Genomic DNA, 22186 nt, shown 5'->3' on the forward strand with positions numbered 1-22186 from the left:
ACACCTCGCGCGGCAGCGGCGCCGTTCAAATCAGGTTGAGGCGGCCAGCGATATAGGCCAGCTGCGCGCGATTCGTGGCGCCATAGCGGCGGCGGACCAGGCGCAGGTGGTAATCCACGTTGTGCGCGGTGGTGTGCAGCTTGATGGCGATTTCCTTGTCGCTCATGCCCGCGGCCAGGCACGTGAGGATGCGCCGCTGCATGGCCGACAGCGGTGCCTCTTCGCTGCACTGCCGCGTGTGGCGCGCGAACGTTTGCATCGGCCCGCGCCAGACTTGGTGCAGCGCCATGCCAAACAGGATGGATTGCCCGATCACGCTGTCGCTGATCCAGTCACGCCCCGCATGCGACGACGTGAGACTGACCACCGCGTGGCCCGTGCCGTCGCCCGCGCCGAGGCTGAACATCACGCCGCTGCGCAAGCCATGCTCGTCCATTGCCTGCAGAAGCGTGCGCAGCGCGGGCTCCATGCGCGGCTGGCTGCGCGCCAGCGAGGCCAGGTCCCACACGAGCGGCATGCCGGTCGCGAACACCGCCGAGAGGCGCGGATCGACGGCAAACAGGCGCTCCTCGCAATAGCGCTGCATGAAGCGCGGCGCCACGTAGTTCTTGAGCATGGCCACCGTGGGCGGCGCGTTCTCATGCCGCTCGGTCAGGGCGTAGGTGAGCGAGGCAAAGCCCATCAGCCCCATCAGCCCCGACACGATGCGCGCGCGTTCGGCCACGCCGCGCGCCGCCTGCAGTTCTGCAGCCAAGCGCAGGCGGCCGGGCTGCGCCGGTGCCGGGTCGAACGTCAGCGCGTGTTCGTCCACCGGCACAACCTCGGTGCCAGGCGGCAACGGCACGAAGAAGCGGTCGCCGTTGGCGGCGTCGTCGGCAGCAACACGGGAAGTGAGCGGATCGGCGTGCCCAGGTCGGGGCGCGGTGCGCTCGTGGGCGGGGAATGCGTCGAGGTCGATCCGGACGGAAGCGCCCGGGTGGGCGCAGATGCGGGCCTGCGCGCCATCCGCGTCCTGGAGCGTGGTGCGCATGTCCAGCAGGGGCGCCAGCTCTTCGGCGCGGGGAAAACGTACTGCCTGCAAACCATCTGAGCGATGTGCGGCGGCCATTGCCGTCCTCCGGTCATGTTGGAAACACCTGCTCGGCCGCCCGATCTTCGCCGGTCGTGGCCAAGGCTGTTTCCCCCCCGGGGGATGACTCATGCTGTGCGGTGACCCGTCTGCACCGCCGGGCGCGGATCGTGAAAAGCGACGTCCGGCCTACGTTTTGGCGCATTGTTGCAAAGCGGCGGCAACATTGTCCAACAAAACTTTTTAGTGCCCTACCATCGAAGGGGCTTATGTCGCGATGCAGCGAACGACACCCCTGCCACCGCGCGGTGCGAGGTGGCGCCATGCGCTGGGCGGCATGCCGGGCATCACGGTGTCAGGATTGACCTGGCGTTATATCCAACTCTATATTGCGTGTCATTCACCCAATCTGTCGCGAGGCGCCAACGAGGCAACAGGGTCCCCCTGCCGGCCGATGCCGCCTTCGTCGCGCTGCGCCCATGTCTGACTCCATCTGGACGCCTCTGCTGCTCTCCCTCAAGGTGGCCGGCTGGGCTACTGCCCTGAACCTCGTCCTCGGCGTGGCTGCGGCCTACGCACTGGCGCGCACGCGCAGCCGGCTGCGCGATGTCGTCGATTCCATCCTGACGCTGCCGCTGGTGCTGCCGCCCACGGTGCTCGGCTATTACCTGCTGGTGCTGCTGGGCCGGCGCGGCACGATCGGCGGATGGCTCGACAGCCTTGGCGTCCAGCTCGTCTTTACGTGGCAGGGGGCGGTGATCGCGGCGACGGTGGTGGCGTTTCCGCTGGTCATGAAATCGGCGCGCGCCGCATTCGAAGGCGTGGATCACCAGCTGGAAAACGCAGCCCGCGTGCTGGGCCTGCCCGACGCGGCCGTGTTCTTTCGCGTCACGCTGCCGATGGCTGCGCGCGGGATCGCCGCCGGCGTGCTGCTGGCCTTTGCCCGCGCATTGGGCGAGTTTGGCGCCACGCTCATGATTGCCGGCAACCTGCCGGGCCGCACGCAGACGCTGTCCGTCGCCATCTACGAAGCCGTGCAGGCCGGTGACGACGCCACCGCCAACACGCTGGTGCTGATCGTCTCGCTGACGTGCATCGTGGTGCTGGTCGTGGCGAGCCGCCTGCTGCAGGGTCGCGCGCCGGGCCTGCAGGAGCAGCCGGCATGAGCGCCGTCATGCTCGACCTCGCGATACAGAAGACACTGGCCAGCGCGGCGCGCGTGTTCTCGCTCGACGTGGCCGTGCGCTCGGTGAGCCGCCGCGTGGTGCTGTACGGCCCGTCCGGCGCCGGGAAGAGCCTGACGTTGCGCGCCATCGCGGGCCTGATGACGCCCGATCGCGGCCGCATCGTGCTCAACGGCCGCACGCTGTTCGACCATGCAGACGGGGTGCATGTCAGCGCGCGGGACCGCGGCGTCGGCTATCTGTTCCAGGATTACGCGCTCTTCAACCATCTGACGGTGGCGCAGAACATCGCGTTCGGGCTGCAGCGCGGATGGTTCAATCCGCCCCGCCGCACACGGGACCCGCGCGTGCTGCAGTGGATCGACGCCTTCGAGCTGAGCGCCGTGGCCGCCAATTACCCGTCGCAGATCTCCGGCGGCCAGCGTCAGCGCGTGGCATTGGCCCGTGCGCTCATCGCCGAGCCTTCGATGCTGCTGCTCGACGAGCCGTTCGCGGCGCTGGATCCGGCCCTGCGCACCCGCATGCGCTCGGAGCTGTCCGCGCTGCAGGCCCGGCTGGACGTGCCCATGCTGATGATCACGCACGACCCCGCCGATGTGGAGATCTTTGGCGACCATGTGTTCGAGCTGCGCGACGGCCGTGTCGTGGCCGATGCGGTGCGCGCGCCGGGTGCGCCGCCTGTCTCATCGTATCCGCATCTGACGGTGGTGGCCGGCGGCCCGGTCTAGAACACGCCCAGCGCCAGCCCCGCCGACATCACCTCGCCGAGCGCACGGCAGCGCTCAAGCTCGTCCGCCGCGAGGTGTTTGGGCGCCAGGATCGCCTCGGGCGTCTGCGCGCGTGTGCAGACCACGATCGGTTCAGCCACGCGCTTGAGCCGCCAGCCGGTGGCAATGCGTTCGATCTGCCGCACCGCGTTCTGCCCGTCGCTGCCGGCACAGACCAGGCACGCATACGGGCGGCCATTGATGCGGTCCAGCGCGGGGTAATAGCAGCGGTCAAAGAAATCCTTGAGCTGTCCGCTGATGGATGCGAGATTCTCCGGCGTCCCAAAGAGATAGCCGTCTGCGCCGAGCACGTCGTCGGGGCCGGCCTGCGCCGCGTGCAGCAGCCGCACCGCCACGCTGCCGTCCGCCTCGGCGCCGGCCTGGGCGGCTTCGGCCATCTGGCGCGTGCCGCCCGTCATCGAGTGGTAGACGATCAACAGGGTCCTGGGCGCAGCCATGGCGGCCTACCCCAGCCCCAGCATCACGCTCGACGCCTCGAACACCGCCACGGTTTCCACGCCCTCGGCCAGCGCCAGCGTTTCGACGGCCGTGCGCGAGAGCATCGCCACCAGCACGGTCTGCGCCGACGCAGCGCCTGCATCCTGCAAGCGCAGCCGCACTTCCGACTGCACCGCGCCCTCGCGGATCTCCGTGACGACACACGGCAGCTGGTTCTCGGCGGAGACGCGCCACTCGCCGGACGCGCGCAGCAGCATCACGGCCGGCGCCTTGATGAGCGCGACGGCCTGTACGCCCGGCGCGAGCCCCAGTGTCTGCGTGCTTTCCTGCGTGATGGTGGCCACGACCGCCTGGCCGCCCGGCAGGCGCAGCGTGACCACATCGTTGACCGCGCCCGACACGACGGACGCCACCGTGCCGAACAGCGCATTGCGCGCGCTCGTGCGCAACATCAGGCGGCGCAGCAGCGTCGCATCTTCGCTGGCGGCCTGTGCAGCGGCATCCAGGCGTTCGACAAAGCGGCGGTGCTCGGTCTCGAGCACACGGAAGCTCTCGATCAACCGCAGCGCGCGCGGTGTCAGCACACTGCCGCCGCCGCCCTTGCCGCCGGTGGTGCGCACGACGAGCGGCTCGCCGGCGAGGTTGTTCATCGTGTCGATGGCATCCCACGCAGCCTTGTACGACAGGCCCACCGCCTTGGCCGCCGCGGTAATCGAGCCCGTCTGCCCGATGGCATCGAGCAAGGCGATGCGGCCGTGGCCGCCCCAGTTGTTGTCACCGGCGCGCAGCCAGATGGTGCCGTCGAGTTCCAGCATGTCGTCTCGTAGGGAATCGCGATTTGCAACATGCGGATGTTAGCGCCGATTGCGAGCCGATCGGCGGCGGCGCAGGTCTCAGGCAGCCACCAGACGCGGCGTACGCACGTGCAGCAGCACCGAGCGCGAGAGCAGCAGCCCGCCCAGGAAGCCGAACAGCGCACTGAACGCCGCCATGAAATTGCCTGAGTGGGAAACCTCCGGGTGCATCGCGAGCATCACGTTGTAGGCATAGCGGGTGGCGAAGAGCCCGACAATCACCACCATCGGCACCCAGCTGCCGGGCACGCGCACGGTGCCGGGCATCTCAGACACCGCGCCGTCGGGCGGCGACAGATACGTGAGCAGACATGCCATCAAGACCGCCACCACCCACATCGTGAGCGCAAGCGGGCTGCCGTGGCTTGCCGTCGCCACGCCGTAGAACGAATACGCGGCAATCAGCAGCGGCAGGACGATCAGGCGGCGGCGCGACACAACGCGCGGCTGCGTCTGGCGCAGGCCGATGGCGATGAGGCCGGCAAACAGCACGAACACCCAGGCGGGCGTATGCGACACGATCGAAGCGATGGATCCGGGCATGGCAGTCTCCGTGTTGGAATGACGCCAGCTTAGGTGCCGGCCCGCGCACGCGGGAGCGTTTTGCGACAAACGGCAGAAAGCCGGCCGCGAATGGTCGAAGCCCCGGATCAGCCCAGCGCAGCCCGCACGCCGGCATCCACCACCGACAGGTGCGCCCGCAGCAGCCGGTCAAAGCCCTCGGCCGTGACGGGCTTGCCGATGTAGTAGCCCTGGATCTCCTGGCACCCCGCCTTGGCGAGAAACTCCACCTGGTCGGCATCTTCCACGCCTTCGGCCGTGACGGTCATGCCCAGCGCCCGCGCCATGGCGACGATGGCCTCCGTCAGTGCCACCGAATCGGGGTCGCCCGGAATGCCGGTGATGAACGACCGGTCGATCTTCACGTTGCTGATCGGGAAGCGCTGCAGGTACGACAGCGACGAGTACCCCGTGCCGAAATCGTCGATGGAGATGCGGATGCCCTGCGCCGTGAGGGCGTCGAACATCGCTCGGATCTCGTCGGCGCCGCCCATCAGCAGGCTTTCCGTAATCTCGACTTCGAGCGCGGTGGGCGGCAGGCCGGTGTCGGCCAGCGTCTGCTCGATCATCGGCACGACCTCGCCCGCCTGGAACTGGCGCGCCGACAGGTTGACCGCCATGCGGAAGTCGTAGCCGAGCGCCTCGTACCAGATCACGGCCTGCTCGCACGCGCGGCGCAGCACCCATTCGCCGATCGGCACGATAAGGCCGGTCTCCTCCGCCACCGGAATGAACTCCACCGGCGAGATCGCCCCAAGCTTGGCGCTGTTCCAGCGCAGCAGGGCCTCCGCGCCCACGATGCGGTGGCTGGCGAGGTCGTACTTCGGTTGATAGACGAGCTGCAGCTCGTTGTTGTCGCGCGCGTCGCGCAGGGCGTTTTCGAGCAGGTAGCGGCGCTGCAGGCGCGCATTGAGCTCCGCCGTGTAGAACTGCGCGCGGTTGCGGCCGTTCTGCTTGGCGCGGTACATGGCGGCGTCGGCCGAGCGCAGCAGGTCGGAGCCCGAGATGCCGTCATGCGGATACAGCGCCACGCCGATCGACACACCCAGGTAATAGCGCCCGTTGACGGTGTCGAACGGCTCGCGCATGGCCTGCAGGAGCCGTTCGGCCAGCAATGCGATGCGTTTGCCTTCGACACGCTGGTCGATGAGGATGACGAACTCGTCCCCCCCCAGGCGGGCGATCACGTCGCCGGGGCCGATGCAGTCCGTCAGCCGGGCAGCGGCGCTCTGCAGCAGCGTGTCGCCGCAGGCATGGCCGGCGGTGTCGTTCACGCTCTTGAAGCGGTCCAGGTCGAGAAAGAACAGCGCCAGTTCGCGGCTCTCGTCGCGCGCGCGTTCGATGGCGCCTTCGAGGTGGCTGATGAAGAAGCTGCGGTTGGTCAGGCCCGTGAGCGCATCGTGCGCGGCCAGGTGGCGCAGGCGCTGTTCCGCGCGCTTGATGTCGGTAATGTCGGCAAACGACAGCATCACGCTGCTGGGCAGCGGATCGCCATGCCGGCGGATCGGGATGACATTCTGGCGCAGCCACACCAGCTCACCCGTTTTGAGCAGCACGCCGTAGACGTGGCCCAGCATCGGCTCGCCGCTGCGCAGGACCTGCGCCGACGGCATCATGGTCGGCTCGACGTCGTTGCCGTCTTCGTCCATGACGCGCTGGATCGCATCGAGCCGGTTGTGGCCGACGAGTTGCCCCGGACGCACGCGCAGGATGCGCTCGGCACTGGCGTTGGCGGCCAGCACCACCCCGTCCAGCGACTGGATCACCACGCCTTCATGCAGGTTCGAGATGGCCAGCCGGTAGCGCTCCTCGCTTTCGGCAAGGCCCCGCTCGATGCTGTCTTTCTGAATGGCGACGCCGGCCAGGTGGGTGACGTCGTCCAGGAAATGCTGCTCTTCTTCCACCGGCAGGCACGGCTGTCGATAGAACAACGCCAGCACGCCCAGCTTGTCGCCGCGCGACGATCGAATGGGCAAGGCCCACGCCGCGGCAAAGCCGGCCGCCAGCGCCGCCGTGCGCTCGTGTTGCCAGCGCGGGTCGGCGGCGATGTTGTCGATGAGGACCGTGTCGCCGAGGTAGGCGGCACAGCCGCACGCGCCGGCCTCGGGGCCGACGGGGGTATTCTCCAGCGTGGCCGCATAGGCCGCGGGCAGCGTGGGGGCCGCAGCCACGCGCAGCGTCGTCGTCTCGGCATCGAGCAGGAGCACGGCCGCCATGGCATTCGGATAAACCTGTTCGACGTACAGGCACAGATGGCGCAGCACGCTCGACAGCGTTGCGTTGGAGGCGAGTTGGGCGAGCACGGCGTTCTCGGAGGCAAGCAGGCGGCGCGCCTGCAGCGCCTCGGCACGAGCCTGCACGGCGTGCCGCTCCAGCGCATGCCGGGACACGGCTTCCCGGAGCACGAGCATGACGGCGGGCTGGCCTTCGTGCTCGCAGGCGGCCGCCTCGCTGGCGACCAGCACGTGGGTGTAATCGGCGCGCACCAGGCGATGCTCCACCGGCTGGGCGGGCGCACTGCGGCTCACCATGCCGGCCAGGCGTGGGATCGTCTGGGCAACGTCGTCGGGGTGGATCAACGCCGCCACTTGGGCGCCCACGAGCTGCACGGGATCCTGCGCCCCCATCAGGCGGGCGGCAGCCGGGTTCGCGCGCACGACACGCCCGTCCACCGTCAGCAGCACGGCATCGGACGACAGCCGCGCCAGCGCATCGAAATCGGTATCGGCCCGGCTTCGCGCGCCTGCCGCAACGGCGGCCGCTTCCCGATGCGGCGCGGCCCCGGGGCCGGGTGCGGCATCATCAGCAGGGGCCCCGGCATCGGCCGGCAGGAAACGGGTCATGGAAATTGCGATGGTTCTGGCAACGACAGCAACGGAATCACGAAAGACACGGCAAGCACAAGGCCGGCGCCTCGACCCTATCCACAACGGCGCGCTGGCCAAAAACTGAAGAGTGTCGCGTGATACCCATGACACGCGTGTGGCTGCACCGCCAACATTGACGCAACCAAAGAAAAACCCGCGCTCAGTTGACGAGGCGCGGGTTGAAATCTCTGGACCGTGTCGATCTGTTCCAGAGAGGAGAACCGACCCATGAAGCGAGCGGCGCGTCGTGGCACCGCATCGCCTCCATGTTTTGAATCATAGTGTGCCGCTCCAAAAAACAAAGGGAGGAAAAGACGGGGTATCCCGTCCCATTTTTATTTTCGGTTGACCCATTTTCCTGTCACTGCTCGAACCCCTGTGCTGCTGGTCCCGTCCGCACGTGCGGGCCTTGTTGCTGGCCCGTCTGGCGATGCCGACAACGTCGAGAAAATCTCCCCGGCATATTGGGTGGATCAACGCGGCGCCGAGAATGTTCCGCACCAGCCGATTATGTTGCGTGGGCCTCGCATCTTGCCGCGGCAAACGCGCACCCACGTGACCGATGAGGCAGATTGCCGCGTCAAGTTTCGCGCCCATGTGCCGTTACTGCATGAGAGCCCGCCTGCCCGTGATCCCGCAGGCGCATTGGATGCCCGTGTCTTGACCGTCATGCCATCTCTGTCCCGCCCATCCCGTTCCTCGCCCGTGGCGTTGCGCCCGCCCGTGCGGCTGCTGATCGCCGTGGCGGTGCTGGCCGCGCTCGTGGCCCTGCCGCGCGCGCACGCTGCCCCAACCCCGCCGGCGGCATCGTCCGCCAGTGTGCCGGCTGCGCCGTCCGCAACGTCCGCCAAGGGCAAGCCGCCGACCTGCCAGGCCATCATGCAGCGCCTGTCGGGCAGCCTTGCCGGCACACCGAGCACCGCCGACAAGCCCGGCGCCGTGCTGGTCGACGTGGACAAGGCCGGCGTCACCATGGCGTGCAGCCATTCCGACGCCGTGGCCATCCCCGTGCCGGGCGCGGGCAAGCCGAGGTAGCGCCGCTCTGGCTTCCGCGCGGCGGCGTGATCGTTGGTAACATCGCCGCGTGCACCCCGCTCCCACCCCCGCCTCGCCAGACCCACGCATGACCGCAGACGCCAGCGTCTTCGGCACGCTCGCACGCGGCTCGCGCGCCTCGCTGGAACGTGTCGCCAACCTGGGCGATGGCGTGACCGCCGCCATCTGGCGCAACGAACACGACGAGGCGCGCTACACGCAGCCGGGGCACCACACGCTGTCGGTCTATCTGCAAGGCGGCTACACCACGCACCGGCAGGACCTGCCCAACCTCTTTGGTGCGCCGGGGCGCGTGTGCATGCTGCCGGCCGAGCATGAGTCGGCATGGGTGATCGAACAGCCCATGCGCTTCGTCCATCTGTATTTCGCGCCCGAGGCGCTGGCCGGGCACGCCGTCCGCCTGCTCGACGCCGAGCCGCGCCTGTTCACCCTGCACGACCGCACCTTCATCGAAGACGTGCACCTCGCACAGGCCTGCGCCCGCATCGCCAAACTCGACTGGACCGACCTCGACGACCGCATGCGCGCCAACGCGCTGGCCAACGACACGCTGTCGTACCTGGTGCAGACGCAGGGCCGCACACGCGCGCTTGCCGTGCGCGGCGGGCTTGCGCCGCACGTGTGTCGGCGCCTTGCCGCCCGCATCGAGGCCGAACTGCATCTGGCGCTCTCGCTCGGTGAGCTTGCGGCGGAGGCCAACCTGTCGGCCTTTCATTTCGCGCGGATGTTCCGCGCGTCGTTCGGGGCGGCGCCGCATGACTGGGTGATGCAGCAGCGCATGGCCCGCGCGCAGACACTGCTGCGCACGACCGCCCTGCCGCTGGCAACGATTGCCGAGGGCTGCGGCTTTGCCAGCGCGAGCCATTTCAGCCGGCGCTTCTCCATGCAACTGGGTGCATCGCCGTCACGCTATCGGCAGGCCTGGCAGGGCCGATAGGCAGCCCGCCCAGGGGCCCGCACACGCAGGATTGGCGGGACGTCGCAGCCCCTAGCGTTTTCCACGATAGAGGCGCCCGCACGGGCGCAGTAACGTGAACATGGGTTCCCCATGGAGACCGCCATGTTTGCCCATATCCTCCTGCCGACCGACGGCTCCGAGCAATGCCGCAAGGCCATCGACGGTGCCCTCAAGCTCGCGCGCGCCACGGGCTGCCGGCTCACCGCCTACACGTGCATCGAAGAATTTCCCAACATGGCCTACTCGGCCGGCGTGGGGGAATGCCCGCACGCGCACTACATGGAACAGGTGCAGGGCTACGCCAAGGATTGCATCGAGCGCATCGCCGAGCGTGCCCGTGAAGAAGGCATCGACTTCGACACCGACGTGTCGCAGTTTCCCGAGCCCTACCTCGGCATTCTCGACGCGGCAAAGCGGCATGGGTGCGACGTCATCTTCATGGCCTCGCACGGGCACCGCAGCCTGATGGGCCGCCTGCTGATCGGCAACGAGACGCGCAAGGTGCTCACCTATGCGCACGTGCCGGTGGTGGTGTATCGCTGAATGCGTGTGACGTGGGCGGGCGGCTAGCCGGCAAAGCGGTAGCCCACGCCCGTCTCCGTGAGCAGGTGCACGGGCTGCGCCGGGTCGGCTTCGAGCTTCTGCCGCAAGTGCCCCATGTAGACGCGCAGGTACTGGCTGCTCTGCGCCTGCGAAGGGCCCCACACCTGGCGCAGCAGTTCGCGGTGCGTCATCACCTTGCCCCGGTTGGCGAGCAGCACGGCCAGCAGGCGGTATTCGATGGGCGTCAGGTGCACGGTCTGGCCGGCGCGCGTGACGAGCCGGTTGGCGAGGTCGACCACCACATCGCCGAACGCCAGTTGCGACGTGCCCTGCGCATTGGCCTTGGCGTGCCGGCGCAGCAGCACGCGCAGGCGCGCAACCAGCTCGCCCACGCCAAACGGCTTGGTGAGGTAGTCGTCGGCACCGGCATCGAGCGCGACGATCTTGTCGCCTTCATCGGCGCGGGCGGAGAGCACCAGCACCGGCACCTCCGTCCACGTGCGCACTTCGCGGATCAGCGTCACGCCGTCGCCATCGGGCAAGCCGAGATCGAGGATGACGAGATCGGGCTTGCGCGTGCCGGCCTCGATCAGCCCGCGCTTGAGCGTTTCCGCCTCGTGCACGGTGCAGCCCTCGGCTTCCAGCGTGGTGCGCACGAACCGGCGGATATGGGGCTCGTCTTCAACGATCAGCACCGTGGGCGAAAACTCGAATGGCATGTGTGCCGCCTCTCTTACGTACTTGCTTGATGCCTAGGCCAGCTCGGCCGTCTCAGGCTCGATCCGGGGCGGATTGCCGCGCGGCAGCGCCACCACGAAGCGTGCGCCCGCCCGGGCGCTGGCCCCATCGGCGCGCTGCGCGGCTTCCACCCAGATCCGCCCGCCATGCGCTTGCACGATGGCCTCGCATACCGCCAGCCCCAGCCCCACACCAGCCAACGCCGACTCGCGCTCGCCGCGCGTGAACTTCTCGAAGATCCGCCGTTCCTTGCCGGGCGGCACGCCGGGGCCATCGTCTTCCACCGTCAGGCGCAGTTCATCGCCGTGCACCTGCGCGCCAATGCGGATTTCCGTGCCGGCGGGCGTGTACTTCGCGGCGTTCTCCAGCAGGTTGCAGACGACACGCTCCATCAGCACGGCGTCGCATTCCAGCAGCGGCAGCGCAGACAGGTTCGCCACCACCACGCGATGCTGCGCCAGCGCGCCGCGCATGGCGGCCAGCGCCCCGCCCACGATTTCCTCGACCGACTGCCATTCCTTGCGCATGGCGACATCGCGGCTTTGCAGGCGCGCCATGTCGAGCAGGTTGATCACCATGGTATGCATGCGCTGTGCCTGCTCGCGCATTGCCTGCACGGTGTCGGCCACCGGCGGCGCCAGCGGTGGATGGCTGCGCTGCAGCGTTTCCGCCATGCCGATGAGGCTGGTGAGCGGCGTGCGCAAATCATGCGACACCGCCGCCAGCAACGAACTGCGCAACCGCTCGGATTCCATCTGCAGCAACGCCTGCTGCGCCACGTCCACATAGTGCAGCCGCTCGACCGCAATCGCGATGAGCGTGCAGAACGCGTCCACCTGCCGGCGCACGGCCGGCTGGGCAAACGCGCGCCATGTGCGGGGCTCCACCGCCAGCACGCCGCGCACCTGCATCGGCGCCTTGAGCGGCAGATACAGGACGGAGCTGCCAGGCAAGGTATCGGTGCCGGTGCCGGCCGGCTGGCCGTGGTCGAACACCCATTGCGCCAGTACGCGGTCCACCGCATCGCCGTGCTCGGTCACGCTGCGCTCGCCGGTCTCGGACACCGGCGGCAACAGGCGCCCCTCTGCGCAGACAAAGAAGAACGCCGCATTGGCATCGAACGCGGCACGCAGGAAGCGGCTGCCGATCGCCACGATCTGCTCGTTCATGAGCGCGGCGGACAGCTCGCGTGCCAGCTCGTAGAGCGTGCGCGCCTCCGTCTCGCGCGCGACCGCCAGGTGCGCCTGCTCGCGCAGGCCGGCGGTCAACTGGCCGATCACCAACCCCACCGCCAGCAGCACCACGAACGTCACGAGGTACTGCACGTCGCTCACGGCAAACGAGAAGCGCGGCGGCACGAAGAAAAAGTCGAAGGCCGCCACCGCCAGCACCGAGGCAAACGCCGCGGGCCCGCGCCCGTGTCGCAACGCCACACCCACCACGGCCGCCAGGAACAGCATGGCGATGTTGACGAGATCGAACCACGGCCGCGTGAGCGCCGACAGCGCCGTCGCGCCGGCGCACCAGATGGCGGCCCAAGCGTAGTCTTTTCGACGTGCACCGTCGGTGCCAGCGGCATCGGCATCGGCGCGGCCGCTGTCGTGGCGCGGTTTGACGTCGACGCGCGTGGTGTCTGCCGCCACGCGGATCACGTCGATCTCCGGGCAGCCGGCGGCCAGCGCATCGGCAAAGCTGCGTCGCCCGAACAACCACCCCTGCGCGCCCAGGAACGGCGACAACGCAAGCGCCAGCAGCGCCCGGCCGCGCGCCGGCCACGAAGCACCGCCACGGCGCCAATCCGCCGGCGCGCGGCCCAGCACCACCTTGGTGAGATTGTGCCGGCGCACGTAAGCCACCACGGCGTGCACCATGTCGCTGCCGGCCAATGCCTCGGTGCGCGCGCCGAGCTGTTCGGCCAGCCGCATCGCCGCCTGCAGGCGCGCCTGTGCGGCGTCGGACGGCGGCGCCAGACGCGGCGTGGCGATGGTTACGACATGCCAGTCGCAATCGAGCTGCCCCGCCAGACGGCGCGCACTGCGCACGACCTGCTCGGCGTCGTCGCCGCTGCCAATGCAGGCCAGCACCGCCTCGCGCGTGCGCCACACCGGCTGCACGGATTCCTGCGTGCGCCACGCCCGCACATCGTTGTCCACGCGGTCCGCCGTGCGGCGCAGCGCCAGTTCACGCAGCGCGATCAGGTTGCCCTTGCGGAAGAAGTTGCGGGCGGCGTGCCGGGCCTGTTCCGGCAGATAGACCTTGCCTTCGTGCAGCCGGCGCAGCAGTTCATCGGCGGGCAGATCGACGAGGATGACCTCGTCCGCCCCATCGAACACCGTGTCCGGCACGGTCTCCCACACGCGGATGCCGGTGATGCCGCCCACCGCCTCGTTCAGGCTGTCGAGGTGCTGCACGTTGACCGTCGTCCACACGTCGATGCCGGCCGCCTGCAGCTCCTGGATGTCTTGCCAGCGCTTGGGATGGCGGCTGCCGGGCGCGTTGGAATGCGCGAGTTCGTCCACCAGGATCAGCGCGGGCCGGCGCGCCAGGGCGCCATCGAGGTCGAATTCCCTGAGCACGCGCTCGCGGTAGGGCACGTCCTTCATCGGCAGCCGTTCGATGCCGTCGATAAGGGCTTCGGTCTCAGCCCGGCCGTGGGTTTCCACCACGCCCAGCACCACGTCCACACCCTGCGTGCGCAGCGCCCGCGCGGCGGTCAGCATGGCAAACGTCTTGCCCACCCCCGCCGACGCGCCAAAGTAGACGCGCAGCCTGCCCATGGCAGCACGCACGCCCTCCTCTTGCACGCGTTGCAACAGGGCATCGGGGTCGGGGCGCGGCGCAGGATTGCGCGGGGTGGCGTCAGGCATGGTGGGCTGGGTGGCCCGTTGTGGCGGGCGTTGCGGATTGTGCCATGGGCGGATGGACGGCCCGGGTGTGGGGTGTGGCGGGTGGTGGGGAGCTTAGAGAGGGTGGTGTAAAAACGGCGTAAAAATCAGAGATATCGACGCGCGGAGGGTTTAGCCGATGCCTCGGACCGCCGCCGCAGCGCCGCTGAACAGCAAGCGAGGCGTTGATGACCGCATGCATGAGGCTCAGAACCCCACTTGCGGCGTTGAGAACCCTGTGTTTGAGGTTCAGAACCTGATGAAAAACGTTCGGAACGCCATGGTGTGAGGTTCCGAACGCCAAGCATGGGGTTCAGAACCTCATGCCTGCCGTTCGGAACGCTAACCGCGGGGTTCCAAACGCCACGTGTGGCGTTCCGAACCCGGGGGCCTCAGGTTCTGAACCGCATCCGCGGCGTTCCGGACGACATCCACATAGGTGTTTTCTGAAAAATGAGGGGCAGCATTGCAGATGGGCCGCGCAGCATCCACTCTCGCGCAGTCATGCCCTTCCGGCATGACGTTGCCAACCCGTAACAGAGGAATGCGATGTCGCAGAATTTGATCTCATTTCAGCTCAGCCCAACCGATCTGGCCGCCGTGGATGGCGCGCTGAAAACCCTGGAGGACAAGCTTGGTGGGCTGATCGACCTCACGGTCGAACAGCGGCGGTTTCTGACCAAGATGGGCGATAAATCTGAAGCGTTTGCCCGCAAGGCCGTCGAAGTGCTGGGCGCTAACCCCAACGTGCTGCCCGCCAACTTCAACATTGCTGAACTGCGTCGTGATCTGGCTGCGTTTGACCTGTTGCGCAGCCGTCTGACGCGCCTGGACCGCATTCATGAACGGATGACGGACTCGCAACTGGCGTTGGGTAGTGATGTGATGAATGCCGCGTTGGAGGGGTATGCCTTCCTCAAGGTGGCTGGCCATGGTGAGGGACTGGATGCGGCGCGGAAGGCGTTGTCGGTGCGGTTTGCCAAGGGGCCGAGGAAGAAGGAGGCAGCAGCAGCGGTCGAGTGACATTTCGTGCGCGATGAAAACCGCCGCAAGGCGGTTTTCTGCTAAATCCAAACAAGAAATACAAACAGAGACACGCCAGATGAGTACGTCAGACGAAAAGATGCAGTACCTGGAAAAAAGCATCCTGTGGAATCCGTGGTGGGTGCTCTCAAAGAACACTTGCACGGCGCTTGATGCAGAGGAATTTTCCTTGTCCATGGCAAAACCTGCGCCACCCCTGCGGGATCAGCCACCCCCACCACCGCCCCCACCCAAGCCGCCAGAACCAAAGCAGCCGCCGAAAGGCTTGATCGAGAGTTTTTATGACTTCAAGGATTGGCTTAATACACCGCCACCCCCGAAACCCAAAAAGGCTGCCACCAAGCCAGAAGTCAAAAAGCCCAGAGTGGCGCCGTCCGATATCCAGCAAATTCCAGATGCGATGGAGCGTATCGGCTGGCCGATGGCAGCGAAGCTACAAAGGAAGTGGTTTGCTGGTGAACTTAACTACATCACAAGCGATAAAGGCGAAAAACTTGGCCTAAATCAAGATGGGAAACAATTTCCACCAAGCATGATTGACACAACCATGTTTAAGATGGATTGGATTCTTAAATTTGAGTGAGCAAAAGAAAAATATGACGAACTTGTTAGGCGGCGCATATTTTCCGAAAACGAAAAAAAGACGCTTGTAAGCAAGGTTGTAAAAAGCGAGCCATCCCCATACATTGTTGATGTGTGGGATCTTTGCGGGAGGGATATGCAAAAACTCCATAATCATTGGCAATATCAATTCATTTACGTTGACGCCAACGGAGGAGAGCAATTTGCGATGCTATTTAGAGGCGTCCAATGGAAGAGTGGTCGGTTCATGGACGATCTATATGGTGCGCTTGGCGCATTCGCCTTCTACTTGGCACTGGGAAGATATCGCTATACAACATACGTCACATATGAAAGGCGGCAGCGCGGGAGGCTCGAAATACATGAGGTTTTCGCGTATATGCGTGACATCTTCACATTTTACGACCGCCCTAGCGACGGGGGCAGTCAGTATTTAGGTCATTGGAACAAGGGCGGATTTATTGTTGTTCCAGCCGCCTTTGCTGCTGGAAGGATAACCAAGTCTCGCTGGGCCAGATTTCCTGTTGCAAAAAATGGGGCGCCTCAAGACTGGACAGTATATTATCCGGCCAGCAACGATGACTACAGGAATTGGCAAATCGAGCACAAACAGGGAGGAGATTTGATATTATACTCCGACATGAGAAAAATATATTTTCATCGCCCTATTATTATTGATTTTGACTTGCTAACGGGCGAGATTTCGTGAAATTGATACTGAAGGTTATTCTTTCCTTAATTGCGATAATTTGCGCGTCGCAATATTTCATGAGTGTTCGGCATCGGGAGCAAGCCTATGATTGCGAGCAGGAGAAAAGTTATTTCAATTATTATATTGGAGAAATATGTTATTTGCCTTATAGGAATGGCACGCTTTTTAGAATTTATAATGAAAAAACGCATGAACTTCTCGCGGAAAGGACGTATAGCGATCTGAGTCCGCAAATTGTATTTAGCAATGACAGGGTTATTTACAGTATTGATGCGGAGAAGCAAGATGCATATGTGCCATTGCCGCCCACATGGCTAGACCGCCTGAGAGCCAAGCTCCAGTGAGCAAACTCTGCATCGAATGGGACCGCTACGGCGAGGTGTATGAGTAACGCCGACAACACCGGCAGGCTGACGCCGCCGCGTGGGGAGCGCGAGGAACGGGGAAGAGCGTGAGGCAAAGGCGGGGATGGGGGGCCTCAGCCTGAGCGGCACATGATCTGCACGGAGAGAGCCGCGACATGCGGCTCCTGTTGGTCGATGAGAATGCCTGCCGTGTTTTACGTCTGGACTGCTGCGCCCCGGCAGCAATGGCTCGCAAGGAAGCTCTCGCTAGCCGTTCAGCGATTTTTACACCCCGTTTACACCCCTCCCTCCAACCTTTACCCCGTTTTTACCCCCCTTTCCCTACTGTTGCACTGCACGCAGGCCCTGTGACGGGAGCCTGCCTGCACGCCGCATCCGGCCCCGTTGACGCGCACCTGCGCCGGGCCGGGCGGCACCTAAAACAACAAGGGAAAGGTCCATGCAAGCCAAGGTTTCTTTGCACGCCACCGTCATGGGTGGCGTTGTCTTCTGTGCCGCAGCACTGTCGAGCGCGGCCGCTTTTGCGCAGTCCACTGACGCTGCGCCGGCCCCGGCCGCAGCACCCGCCAGCCCGTTGACGGCCAATGTCACGCTGGCCAGCCAATACCGCTATCGAGGTCTCATGCAGACCAACAACAAGCCCGCCATCCAGGGCGGCGTGGATTACGCGGTGCCCAACGGCTTCTACGTGGGCAACTGGAACTCGTCGATCAGCTGGCTGGGGGATTCCAACCCCAACGTCTCTGCGCCCATCGAGATGGATTTCTACGGCGGCTACAAGACCGAGGTGATGAAGGACGTGCCCATTGATGTGGGCGTGCTGCAGTACTACTACCCGGGCAGCTACCCCGACGGCTACACCCGCCCGCACACCACCGAGGGTTATGCACAGATCGGCTACGGGCCGGTCTCGTTCAAGTACTCGCATGCGTTCTCCAACCTGTTCGGTTTTGCAGATAGCCACCACAGCCAGTACTTCGATCTGTCGGGCAACTTCGACACCGGTTTCTGGGGCCTCACGCTGAACCTGCACGTGGGCTATCAGCAGGTGCCGCATCAGGTGGTGCGGACCTCGTATGCCGACTGGAAGGTGGGCGTGACGAAGGACTTCGGCAGCGGTTGGACGGCATCGCTTGCGTACATCGACACCAACGCTGCGCGCGCCGCGTACACCAACACGCGCGGCAACTACATGGGCAAGGCCACCGCGCTGCTGGCGGTGACCAAGACGTTCTGACCAACACGACCTGAAGGAAAAGGGAGCGCATATGGACCTCGTTTATCTCGCCGGCCTTGCGGTGCTGGCCCTGGCAGTGGGCGGCTTGCTCGCCCTCTCCGGCCGGCTTGCCACCAAAGACCAACCAACCACGCACGCGATGGAGAAACAGCAATGACCTGGCTCTATGTGCTGTCCGGGGCCATCACGGTGGTCCTGCTCGTCTACTTGTTCGTCGCCCTCTTGTGGCCCGAACGCTTCTAACAACACTGCGAGGCACACCATGAATGCGTTCCTCCTCCAGCTGGCGATCTACCTGGTCGTGCTGCTGGTTCTGGCCAAACCGCTGGGCGCGTATATGACCGGCGTGTTTGGCGACAAGCCATCGCGCGCGCACTGGCTCGGCCCCGTCGAGCGGCTGTTCTATCGCGTGGCCGGCGTCAACCCGCAGGCCGAGATGGGCTGGAAGCGCTATGCGCTGGCTGTCATCGTCGTCAACGTGCTGGGCGCGCTGGCGGTGTATGCGCTGCAGCGCGTGCAGCAGTGGCTGCCGCTCAACCCGCAGGGCTTTGGTGCCATCACGCCGGATTCGTCCTTCAACACGGCCATCAGCTTTGTGAGCAACACCAACTGGCAAGGCTATTCGGGCGAAAGCACGATGAGCTATCTCACGCAGATGCTCGGCCTGGCGGTGCAGAACTTCCTGTCTGCGGCGACCGGCATTGCGGTGGTGATTGCGCTCGTCCGCGGCTTTGCGCGCCACTCGGCCAACACCATCGGCAACTTCTGGGTCGACTTCACGCGCGCCACGGTCTACGTGCTGCTGCCGCTGTCGATTCTGGTGTCGGTGTTCTTCGTGAGCCAGGGCGTGATCCAGAACTTCGATGGCTACAAGGAGGTGACCACCGTCACCGCCACCACGTACGACAACCCGAAGATGGACGCCAGCGGCCAGCCGCTCAAGGACGCACAAGGCAACCCCGTCACCGAGAAAGCCACCACGCAGACGCAGACCCTGCCGATGGGCCCGGTCGCGTCGCAAGAGGCGATCAAGATGCTCGGCACCAACGGTGGCGGCTTCTTCAACGCCAACTCCGCCCACCCGTACGAGAACCCCAACGCGCTGACGAACTTCGTGCAGATGCTGGCGATCTTCATCATCCCGGCGGCGCTGTGCTTTACGTTTGGCGGCATGGTGGGCGATGGCCGGCAAGGCTGGGCGGTGCTTGCGGCGATGACGGTGCTGTTTGCCGTGCTCGCCGTCTTCCTGGCATGGGCTGAGCTGCATGCCAACCCGATGCTTGCGAACCTCGGCATCGACCAGGCCGTGGGCAACATGGAAGGCAAGGAAACGCGCTTCGGCATCGTGGCCTCGTCGCTGTTTGCCACCATCACCACGGCAGCGTCGTGCGGGGCGGTGAATGCCATGCATGACTCGCTGACCGCGCTGGGCGGCTTCGTGCCGATGTTCCTGATGCAGCTGGGCGAAGTGGTGTTTGGCGGTGTGGGCTCGGGCCTGTACGGCATGCTGGTGTACGCCATCCTGGCCGTGTTCATTGCGGGCCTGATGATCGGCCGTACGCCGGAATACCTCGGCAAGAAGATCGAGGTGTTCGAGATGAAGATGACGTCCATCGCCATCCTCGTCACGCCGCTGCTGGTGCTGGTGGGCACGGCCATCGCCGTGGTGGTCACGCAGGGCAAGGCCGGCATCTTCAACCCCGGCACGCACGGCTTCTCTGAAGTGCTGTACGCCTTCTCATCGGCGGCCAACAACAACGGCAGCGCGTTTGCGGGCCTGTCTGCCAACACGCCGTTCTACAACATCGCGCTGGGCATTGCGATGTGGCTGGGCCGCTTCTGGATCATCGTGCCGGTGCTGGCGATGGCAGGCACGTTTGCCGCCAAGAAGCGGCTGCCCGTGACGGCCGGCACGCTGCCCACGCATGGGCCGCTGTTTGTGGTGCTGCTGATCGGCTCGGTGCTGCTGGTGGGCGCGCTCACGTACATCCCGGCGCTCGCACTGGGCCCCATTGCAGAGCATCTCGCCCGCTAAGCGCACGGCGAGTCGTCTACCCCATATCAACAGGTGCCTTATGGCTATCCGTTATCCCGAATCCGAACCGGCTGTGCGTACGGTCAAGCACAAGCTTGAACCGAGCGCCGGCATTGGTGCTGCTGCAGCCGCCGAGCCGCAGGCACGCAGCACGCATACGACGCATACCACGCTGTCCGCCAAGGATGTGCGCAAGCTGTCGATGTTCTCGTCGGCGCTGGTCAAGCCCGCCATTGTCGACAGCTTCCGCAAGCTGTCGCCGCGCGCGCAGGCCAAGAACCCGGTGATGTTTGTCGTCTACGTCGGCAGCATCCTCACCACGATCCTGTGGGTGATGGCGCTGCGCGGCCAGGCCGAGGCGCCGGCGGGCTTCATCCTCGCCGTGTCGGTGTGGCTGTGGTTCACGGTGTTGTTCGCCAACTTTGCCGAAGCGCTGGCCGAGGGCCGCAGCAAGCAGCAGGCCGCATCGCTGCGCGGCATCAAGACCACGGTGCAGGCCAAGGTGCTGGCGGATGCAGGCCGCCGTGACCGTGTGGAAGCACGCGCTGCCACCGCGCTGCGCCGTGGCGACATCGTGCTCATCGAAGCCGGCGACATGGTGCCCGGCGACGGCGAGGTCATCGAAGGCGTGGCCTCGGTGGACGAAAGCGCCATCACGGGCGAATCGGCACCGGTCATCCGCGAATCGGGCGGGGACTTCTCGTCCGTGACGGGCGGCACGCGCGTGCTGTCGGACTGGATCATCGTGCGCATCACCGCCAACCCCGGCGAGAGCTTCCTCGATCGGATGATCTCGATGGTGGAAGGCGCCAAGCGCCAGAAGACGCCGAACGAGCTGGCGCTGACGATCCTGCTGGTGAGCCTGACCATCATCCTGATGCTGGCGACCGTCACGCTGCTGCCGTACTCGATCTTCTCGGTGGACGCGATGAAGGCCGGTTCGCCGATCACGATTACCGTGCTCGTCGCGCTGCTGGTGTGTCTGATCCCGACCACCATCGGTGGTCTGCTCTCCGCCATTGGCGTGGCGGGCATGAGCCGCATGATGCAGGCCAACGTGATCGCCACCTCCGGCCGCGCCGTGGAAGCGGCCGGTGACGTGGATGTGCTGCTGCTCGACAAGACCGGCACGATCACGCACGGCAACCGCCAGGCGTCGCGCTTCATCCCCGCGCCGGGCGTGACGGCCAAGCAGTTAGCCGAGGCCGCATGGCTGTCGTCGCTGGCCGATGAAACGCCGGAAGGCCGCAGCATCGTCACGCTCGCGCGCAACCTGGGCGAGGCGTCCATCGATGAAGCCGCGCTGGCGAAGACGCAGCCGGTGTACGTCGCCTTCTCTGCGCAAACGCGCATGAGCGGCATCAACGTTGGGCACAACGGCGAGGCACGCCAGATCCGCAAGGGTGCGGCCGATGCGATTCGCACGCATGTCACGCTGCTGGCCGGCAAGTTTCCCGATGCCGTGTCGACGGCCGTGGACGACGTGGCACGCGCGGGCGGTACGCCGCTGGTGGTGTCCGACAACGACCGCGTGCTCGGCGTGGTGGAACTGAAGGACATCGTGAAGGCCGGCATCCGCGAGCGCTTTGCCGAGCTGCGCCAGATGGGCATCAAGACGGTGATGATCACCGGCGACAACCGCCTGACCGCCGCGTCCATCGCCGCTGAAGCCGGCGTCGACGACTTCATTGCCGAAGCCACGCCCGAGACCAAGCTGGCGCTGATCCGCGAACAGCAGGCGCAGGGCCGCCTCGTTGCCATGACCGGTGACGGCACCAACGATGCGCCCGCCCTGGCACAGGCCGACGTGGCCGTCGCCATGAACAGCGGCACGCAGGCCGCCAAGGAGGCCGGCAACATGGTCGACCTGGATTCCAGCCCGACCAAGCTGATCCAGATTGTCGAGATCGGCAAGCAGATGCTGATGACGCGCGGCTCGCTCACCACGTTCTCGATCGCCAACGATGTGGCGAAGTACTTCGCCATCATCCCGGCCGCGTTTGCGACGACGTATCCGCAGCTCGCCGCGCTGAACGTGATGCACCTGGCAACGCCGGCATCAGCCGTGATGAGCGCCGTGATCTTCAACGCGCTGATCATCGTGTTCCTGATCCCGCTGGCGCTCAAGGGCGTGAAGTACCGCGCGCTGGGCGCCGCCACGCTGCTGCGCCGCAATCTCTTGATCTACGGCCTGGGCGGCCTGCTGCTGCCCTTCCCGGGCATCAAGATCATCGACATGTTCCTGGCCGCAATGGGCTGGGTTTAAGGAA

At 65.7% G+C, this 22186-nt stretch carries 18 protein-coding genes and 1 pseudogene; 12 read left to right on the plus strand and 7 right to left on the minus strand.

The genetic code is table 11. The features are described 5' to 3' along the window. Nucleotides 1–25: 25 nt before the first annotated feature. A complete protein-coding gene (locus KHN96_RS00455) occupies nucleotides 26–1030 on the minus strand; it encodes a helix-turn-helix transcriptional regulator (RefSeq protein WP_193749435.1) in 1005 nt (334 codons plus the stop codon). A 518-nt stretch (nucleotides 1031–1548) separates the two neighbouring features. Between KHN96_RS00455 and modB the strand changes: the two genes are divergently transcribed. Both modB and KHN96_RS00465 read left to right on the plus strand, forming a co-directional pair. Next, nucleotides 1549–2235: a molybdate ABC transporter permease subunit gene (gene modB, locus KHN96_RS00460; RefSeq protein ID WP_062739579.1), complete on the plus strand. Its 687-nt coding sequence runs from the start codon at nucleotides 1549–1551 to the stop codon at nucleotides 2233–2235. Further along, nucleotides 2232–2981: an ABC transporter ATP-binding protein gene (locus tag KHN96_RS00465; protein ID WP_062739578.1), complete on the plus strand. Its 750-nt coding sequence runs from the start codon at nucleotides 2232–2234 to the stop codon at nucleotides 2979–2981. Before modB ends, KHN96_RS00465 begins: the two co-directional genes overlap by 4 nt. Here the strand turns inward: KHN96_RS00465 and KHN96_RS00470 are convergent. The 4 genes from KHN96_RS00470 to KHN96_RS00485 all read right to left on the minus strand — a co-directional run bounded on the left by KHN96_RS00470 (nucleotide 2978) and on the right by KHN96_RS00485 (nucleotide 7737). Then, a complete protein-coding gene (locus tag KHN96_RS00470) occupies nucleotides 2978–3478 on the minus strand; it encodes a flavodoxin family protein (RefSeq protein WP_062739577.1) in 501 nt (166 codons plus the stop codon). The two genes, KHN96_RS00465 and KHN96_RS00470, sit on opposite strands and share 4 nt — an antisense overlap. A gap of 6 nt (nucleotides 3479–3484) precedes the next feature. Beyond that, nucleotides 3485–4294, minus strand: coding sequence for a TOBE domain-containing protein (locus KHN96_RS00475; RefSeq protein ID WP_062739576.1), 810 nt, complete (start codon nucleotides 4292–4294; stop codon nucleotides 3485–3487). 78 nt (nucleotides 4295–4372) lie between these two features. Next, nucleotides 4373–4876 (minus strand): DUF6622 family protein, encoded by a 504-nt coding sequence (locus KHN96_RS00480; RefSeq protein WP_045219928.1) that lies wholly within the window; start codon nucleotides 4874–4876, stop codon nucleotides 4373–4375. Between the two features lie 107 nt (nucleotides 4877–4983). Continuing rightward, nucleotides 4984–7737, minus strand: coding sequence for a sensor domain-containing protein (locus KHN96_RS00485; protein ID WP_115044492.1), 2754 nt, complete (start codon nucleotides 7735–7737; stop codon nucleotides 4984–4986). 693 nt (nucleotides 7738–8430) lie between these two features. On the opposite strand from KHN96_RS00485, the gene KHN96_RS00490 reads away from it, so the two are divergent. The 3 genes from KHN96_RS00490 to KHN96_RS00500 all read left to right on the plus strand — a co-directional run bounded on the left by KHN96_RS00490 (nucleotide 8431) and on the right by KHN96_RS00500 (nucleotide 10318). Continuing rightward, a complete protein-coding gene (locus KHN96_RS00490; protein WP_045220483.1) occupies nucleotides 8431–8796 on the plus strand; it encodes a hypothetical protein in 366 nt (121 codons plus the stop codon). Nucleotides 8797–8884: 88 nt separating this feature from the next. Then, on the plus strand, nucleotides 8885–9754 hold the full coding sequence (locus KHN96_RS00495; RefSeq protein WP_062739574.1) for an AraC family transcriptional regulator: 870 nt from the start codon (nucleotides 8885–8887) through the stop codon (nucleotides 9752–9754). A gap of 123 nt (nucleotides 9755–9877) precedes the next feature. After that, nucleotides 9878–10318: a universal stress protein gene (locus KHN96_RS00500; protein ID WP_045219921.1), complete on the plus strand. Its 441-nt coding sequence runs from the start codon at nucleotides 9878–9880 to the stop codon at nucleotides 10316–10318. A gap of 23 nt (nucleotides 10319–10341) precedes the next feature. Here KHN96_RS00500 and kdpE read toward each other — a convergent pair whose 3' ends face one another. After that, on the minus strand, nucleotides 10342–11037 hold the full coding sequence (gene kdpE / locus KHN96_RS00505) for a two-component system response regulator KdpE (protein ID WP_045219919.1): 696 nt from the start codon (nucleotides 11035–11037) through the stop codon (nucleotides 10342–10344). A 33-nt stretch (nucleotides 11038–11070) separates the two neighbouring features. Further along, nucleotides 11071–13923 (minus strand): sensor histidine kinase, encoded by a 2853-nt coding sequence (locus KHN96_RS00510; RefSeq protein WP_062739573.1) that lies wholly within the window; start codon nucleotides 13921–13923, stop codon nucleotides 11071–11073. Nucleotides 13924–14490: 567 nt separating this feature from the next. Between KHN96_RS00510 and KHN96_RS00515 the strand changes: the two genes are divergently transcribed. The 7 genes and pseudogenes from KHN96_RS00515 (at nucleotide 14491) to kdpB (ending at nucleotide 22182) form a co-directional block, all read left to right on the plus strand. Continuing rightward, a complete protein-coding gene (locus KHN96_RS00515; protein ID WP_045219912.1) occupies nucleotides 14491–14964 on the plus strand; it encodes a hypothetical protein in 474 nt (157 codons plus the stop codon). Between the two features lie 196 nt (nucleotides 14965–15160). Next, nucleotides 15161–16276 (plus strand): annotated as a pseudogene (locus KHN96_RS00525) (DUF6402 family protein). 807 nt (nucleotides 16277–17083) lie between these two features. Then, nucleotides 17084–17881, plus strand: a complete 798-nt coding sequence (locus KHN96_RS00530; protein ID WP_062738972.1) for a TorF family putative porin — start codon at nucleotides 17084–17086, stop codon at nucleotides 17879–17881. Nucleotides 17882–17912: 31 nt separating this feature from the next. Then, nucleotides 17913–18038 carry a hypothetical protein gene (locus KHN96_RS22885; RefSeq protein ID WP_004628489.1) on the plus strand — a complete coding sequence of 42 codons (126 nt, stop codon included), beginning with the start codon at nucleotides 17913–17915 and terminating at the stop codon, nucleotides 18036–18038. Further along, nucleotides 18035–18124 carry a K(+)-transporting ATPase subunit F gene (gene kdpF / locus KHN96_RS00535; protein ID WP_004628487.1) on the plus strand — a complete coding sequence of 30 codons (90 nt, stop codon included), beginning with the start codon at nucleotides 18035–18037 and terminating at the stop codon, nucleotides 18122–18124. The genes KHN96_RS22885 and kdpF overlap by 4 nt, the downstream gene beginning before the upstream one ends. Nucleotides 18125–18143: 19 nt before the next feature. Beyond that, the gene (gene kdpA / locus KHN96_RS00540; RefSeq protein ID WP_062738973.1) at nucleotides 18144–19916 is read left to right on the plus strand and encodes a potassium-transporting ATPase subunit KdpA; all 1773 of its coding nucleotides are present in this window, start codon (nucleotides 18144–18146) and stop codon (nucleotides 19914–19916) included. 40 nt (nucleotides 19917–19956) lie between these two features. Then, a complete protein-coding gene (gene kdpB, locus KHN96_RS00545) occupies nucleotides 19957–22182 on the plus strand; it encodes a potassium-transporting ATPase subunit KdpB (RefSeq protein WP_062738974.1) in 2226 nt (741 codons plus the stop codon). The last annotated feature ends 4 nt before the right edge of the window (nucleotides 22183–22186 follow it).

This window comes from Ralstonia mannitolilytica (assembly GCF_905397375.1).
GTDB classification, from domain to species: Bacteria; Pseudomonadota; Gammaproteobacteria; order Burkholderiales; family Burkholderiaceae; genus Ralstonia; species Ralstonia mannitolilytica.

What these genes read in the sequence shown, in the direction of transcription:
- KHN96_RS00455 (WP_193749435.1), bottom strand. Translation starts at nt 1,030, where the DNA reads ATGCGCACCACGCTCCAGGACGCGGATGGCGCGCAGGCCCGCATCTGC.
- modB (WP_062739579.1), top strand. Translation starts at nt 1,549, where the DNA reads ATGTCTGACTCCATCTGGACGCCTCTGCTGCTCTCCCTCAAGGTGGCC.
- KHN96_RS00465 (WP_062739578.1), top strand. Translation starts at nt 2,232, where the DNA reads ATGAGCGCCGTCATGCTCGACCTCGCGATACAGAAGACACTGGCCAGC.
- KHN96_RS00470 (WP_062739577.1), bottom strand. Translation starts at nt 3,478, where the DNA reads ATGGCTGCGCCCAGGACCCTGTTGATCGTCTACCACTCGATGACGGGC.
- KHN96_RS00475 (WP_062739576.1), bottom strand. Translation starts at nt 4,294, where the DNA reads ATGCTGGAACTCGACGGCACCATCTGGCTGCGCGCCGGTGACAACAAC.
- KHN96_RS00480 (WP_045219928.1), bottom strand. Translation starts at nt 4,876, where the DNA reads ATGCCCGGATCCATCGCTTCGATCGTGTCGCATACGCCCGCCTGGGTG.
- KHN96_RS00485 (WP_115044492.1), bottom strand. Translation starts at nt 7,737, where the DNA reads ATGACCCGTTTCCTGCCGGCCGATGCCGGGGCCCCTGCTGATGATGCC.
- KHN96_RS00490 (WP_045220483.1), top strand. Translation starts at nt 8,431, where the DNA reads ATGCCATCTCTGTCCCGCCCATCCCGTTCCTCGCCCGTGGCGTTGCGC.
- KHN96_RS00495 (WP_062739574.1), top strand. Translation starts at nt 8,885, where the DNA reads ATGACCGCAGACGCCAGCGTCTTCGGCACGCTCGCACGCGGCTCGCGC.
- KHN96_RS00500 (WP_045219921.1), top strand. Translation starts at nt 9,878, where the DNA reads ATGTTTGCCCATATCCTCCTGCCGACCGACGGCTCCGAGCAATGCCGC.
- kdpE (WP_045219919.1), bottom strand. Translation starts at nt 11,037, where the DNA reads ATGCCATTCGAGTTTTCGCCCACGGTGCTGATCGTTGAAGACGAGCCC.
- KHN96_RS00510 (WP_062739573.1), bottom strand. Translation starts at nt 13,923, where the DNA reads ATGCCTGACGCCACCCCGCGCAATCCTGCGCCGCGCCCCGACCCCGAT.
- KHN96_RS00515 (WP_045219912.1), top strand. Translation starts at nt 14,491, where the DNA reads ATGTCGCAGAATTTGATCTCATTTCAGCTCAGCCCAACCGATCTGGCC.
- KHN96_RS00530 (WP_062738972.1), top strand. Translation starts at nt 17,084, where the DNA reads ATGCAAGCCAAGGTTTCTTTGCACGCCACCGTCATGGGTGGCGTTGTC.
- KHN96_RS22885 (WP_004628489.1), top strand. Translation starts at nt 17,913, where the DNA reads ATGGACCTCGTTTATCTCGCCGGCCTTGCGGTGCTGGCCCTGGCAGTG.
- kdpF (WP_004628487.1), top strand. Translation starts at nt 18,035, where the DNA reads ATGACCTGGCTCTATGTGCTGTCCGGGGCCATCACGGTGGTCCTGCTC.
- kdpA (WP_062738973.1), top strand. Translation starts at nt 18,144, where the DNA reads ATGAATGCGTTCCTCCTCCAGCTGGCGATCTACCTGGTCGTGCTGCTG.
- kdpB (WP_062738974.1), top strand. Translation starts at nt 19,957, where the DNA reads ATGGCTATCCGTTATCCCGAATCCGAACCGGCTGTGCGTACGGTCAAG.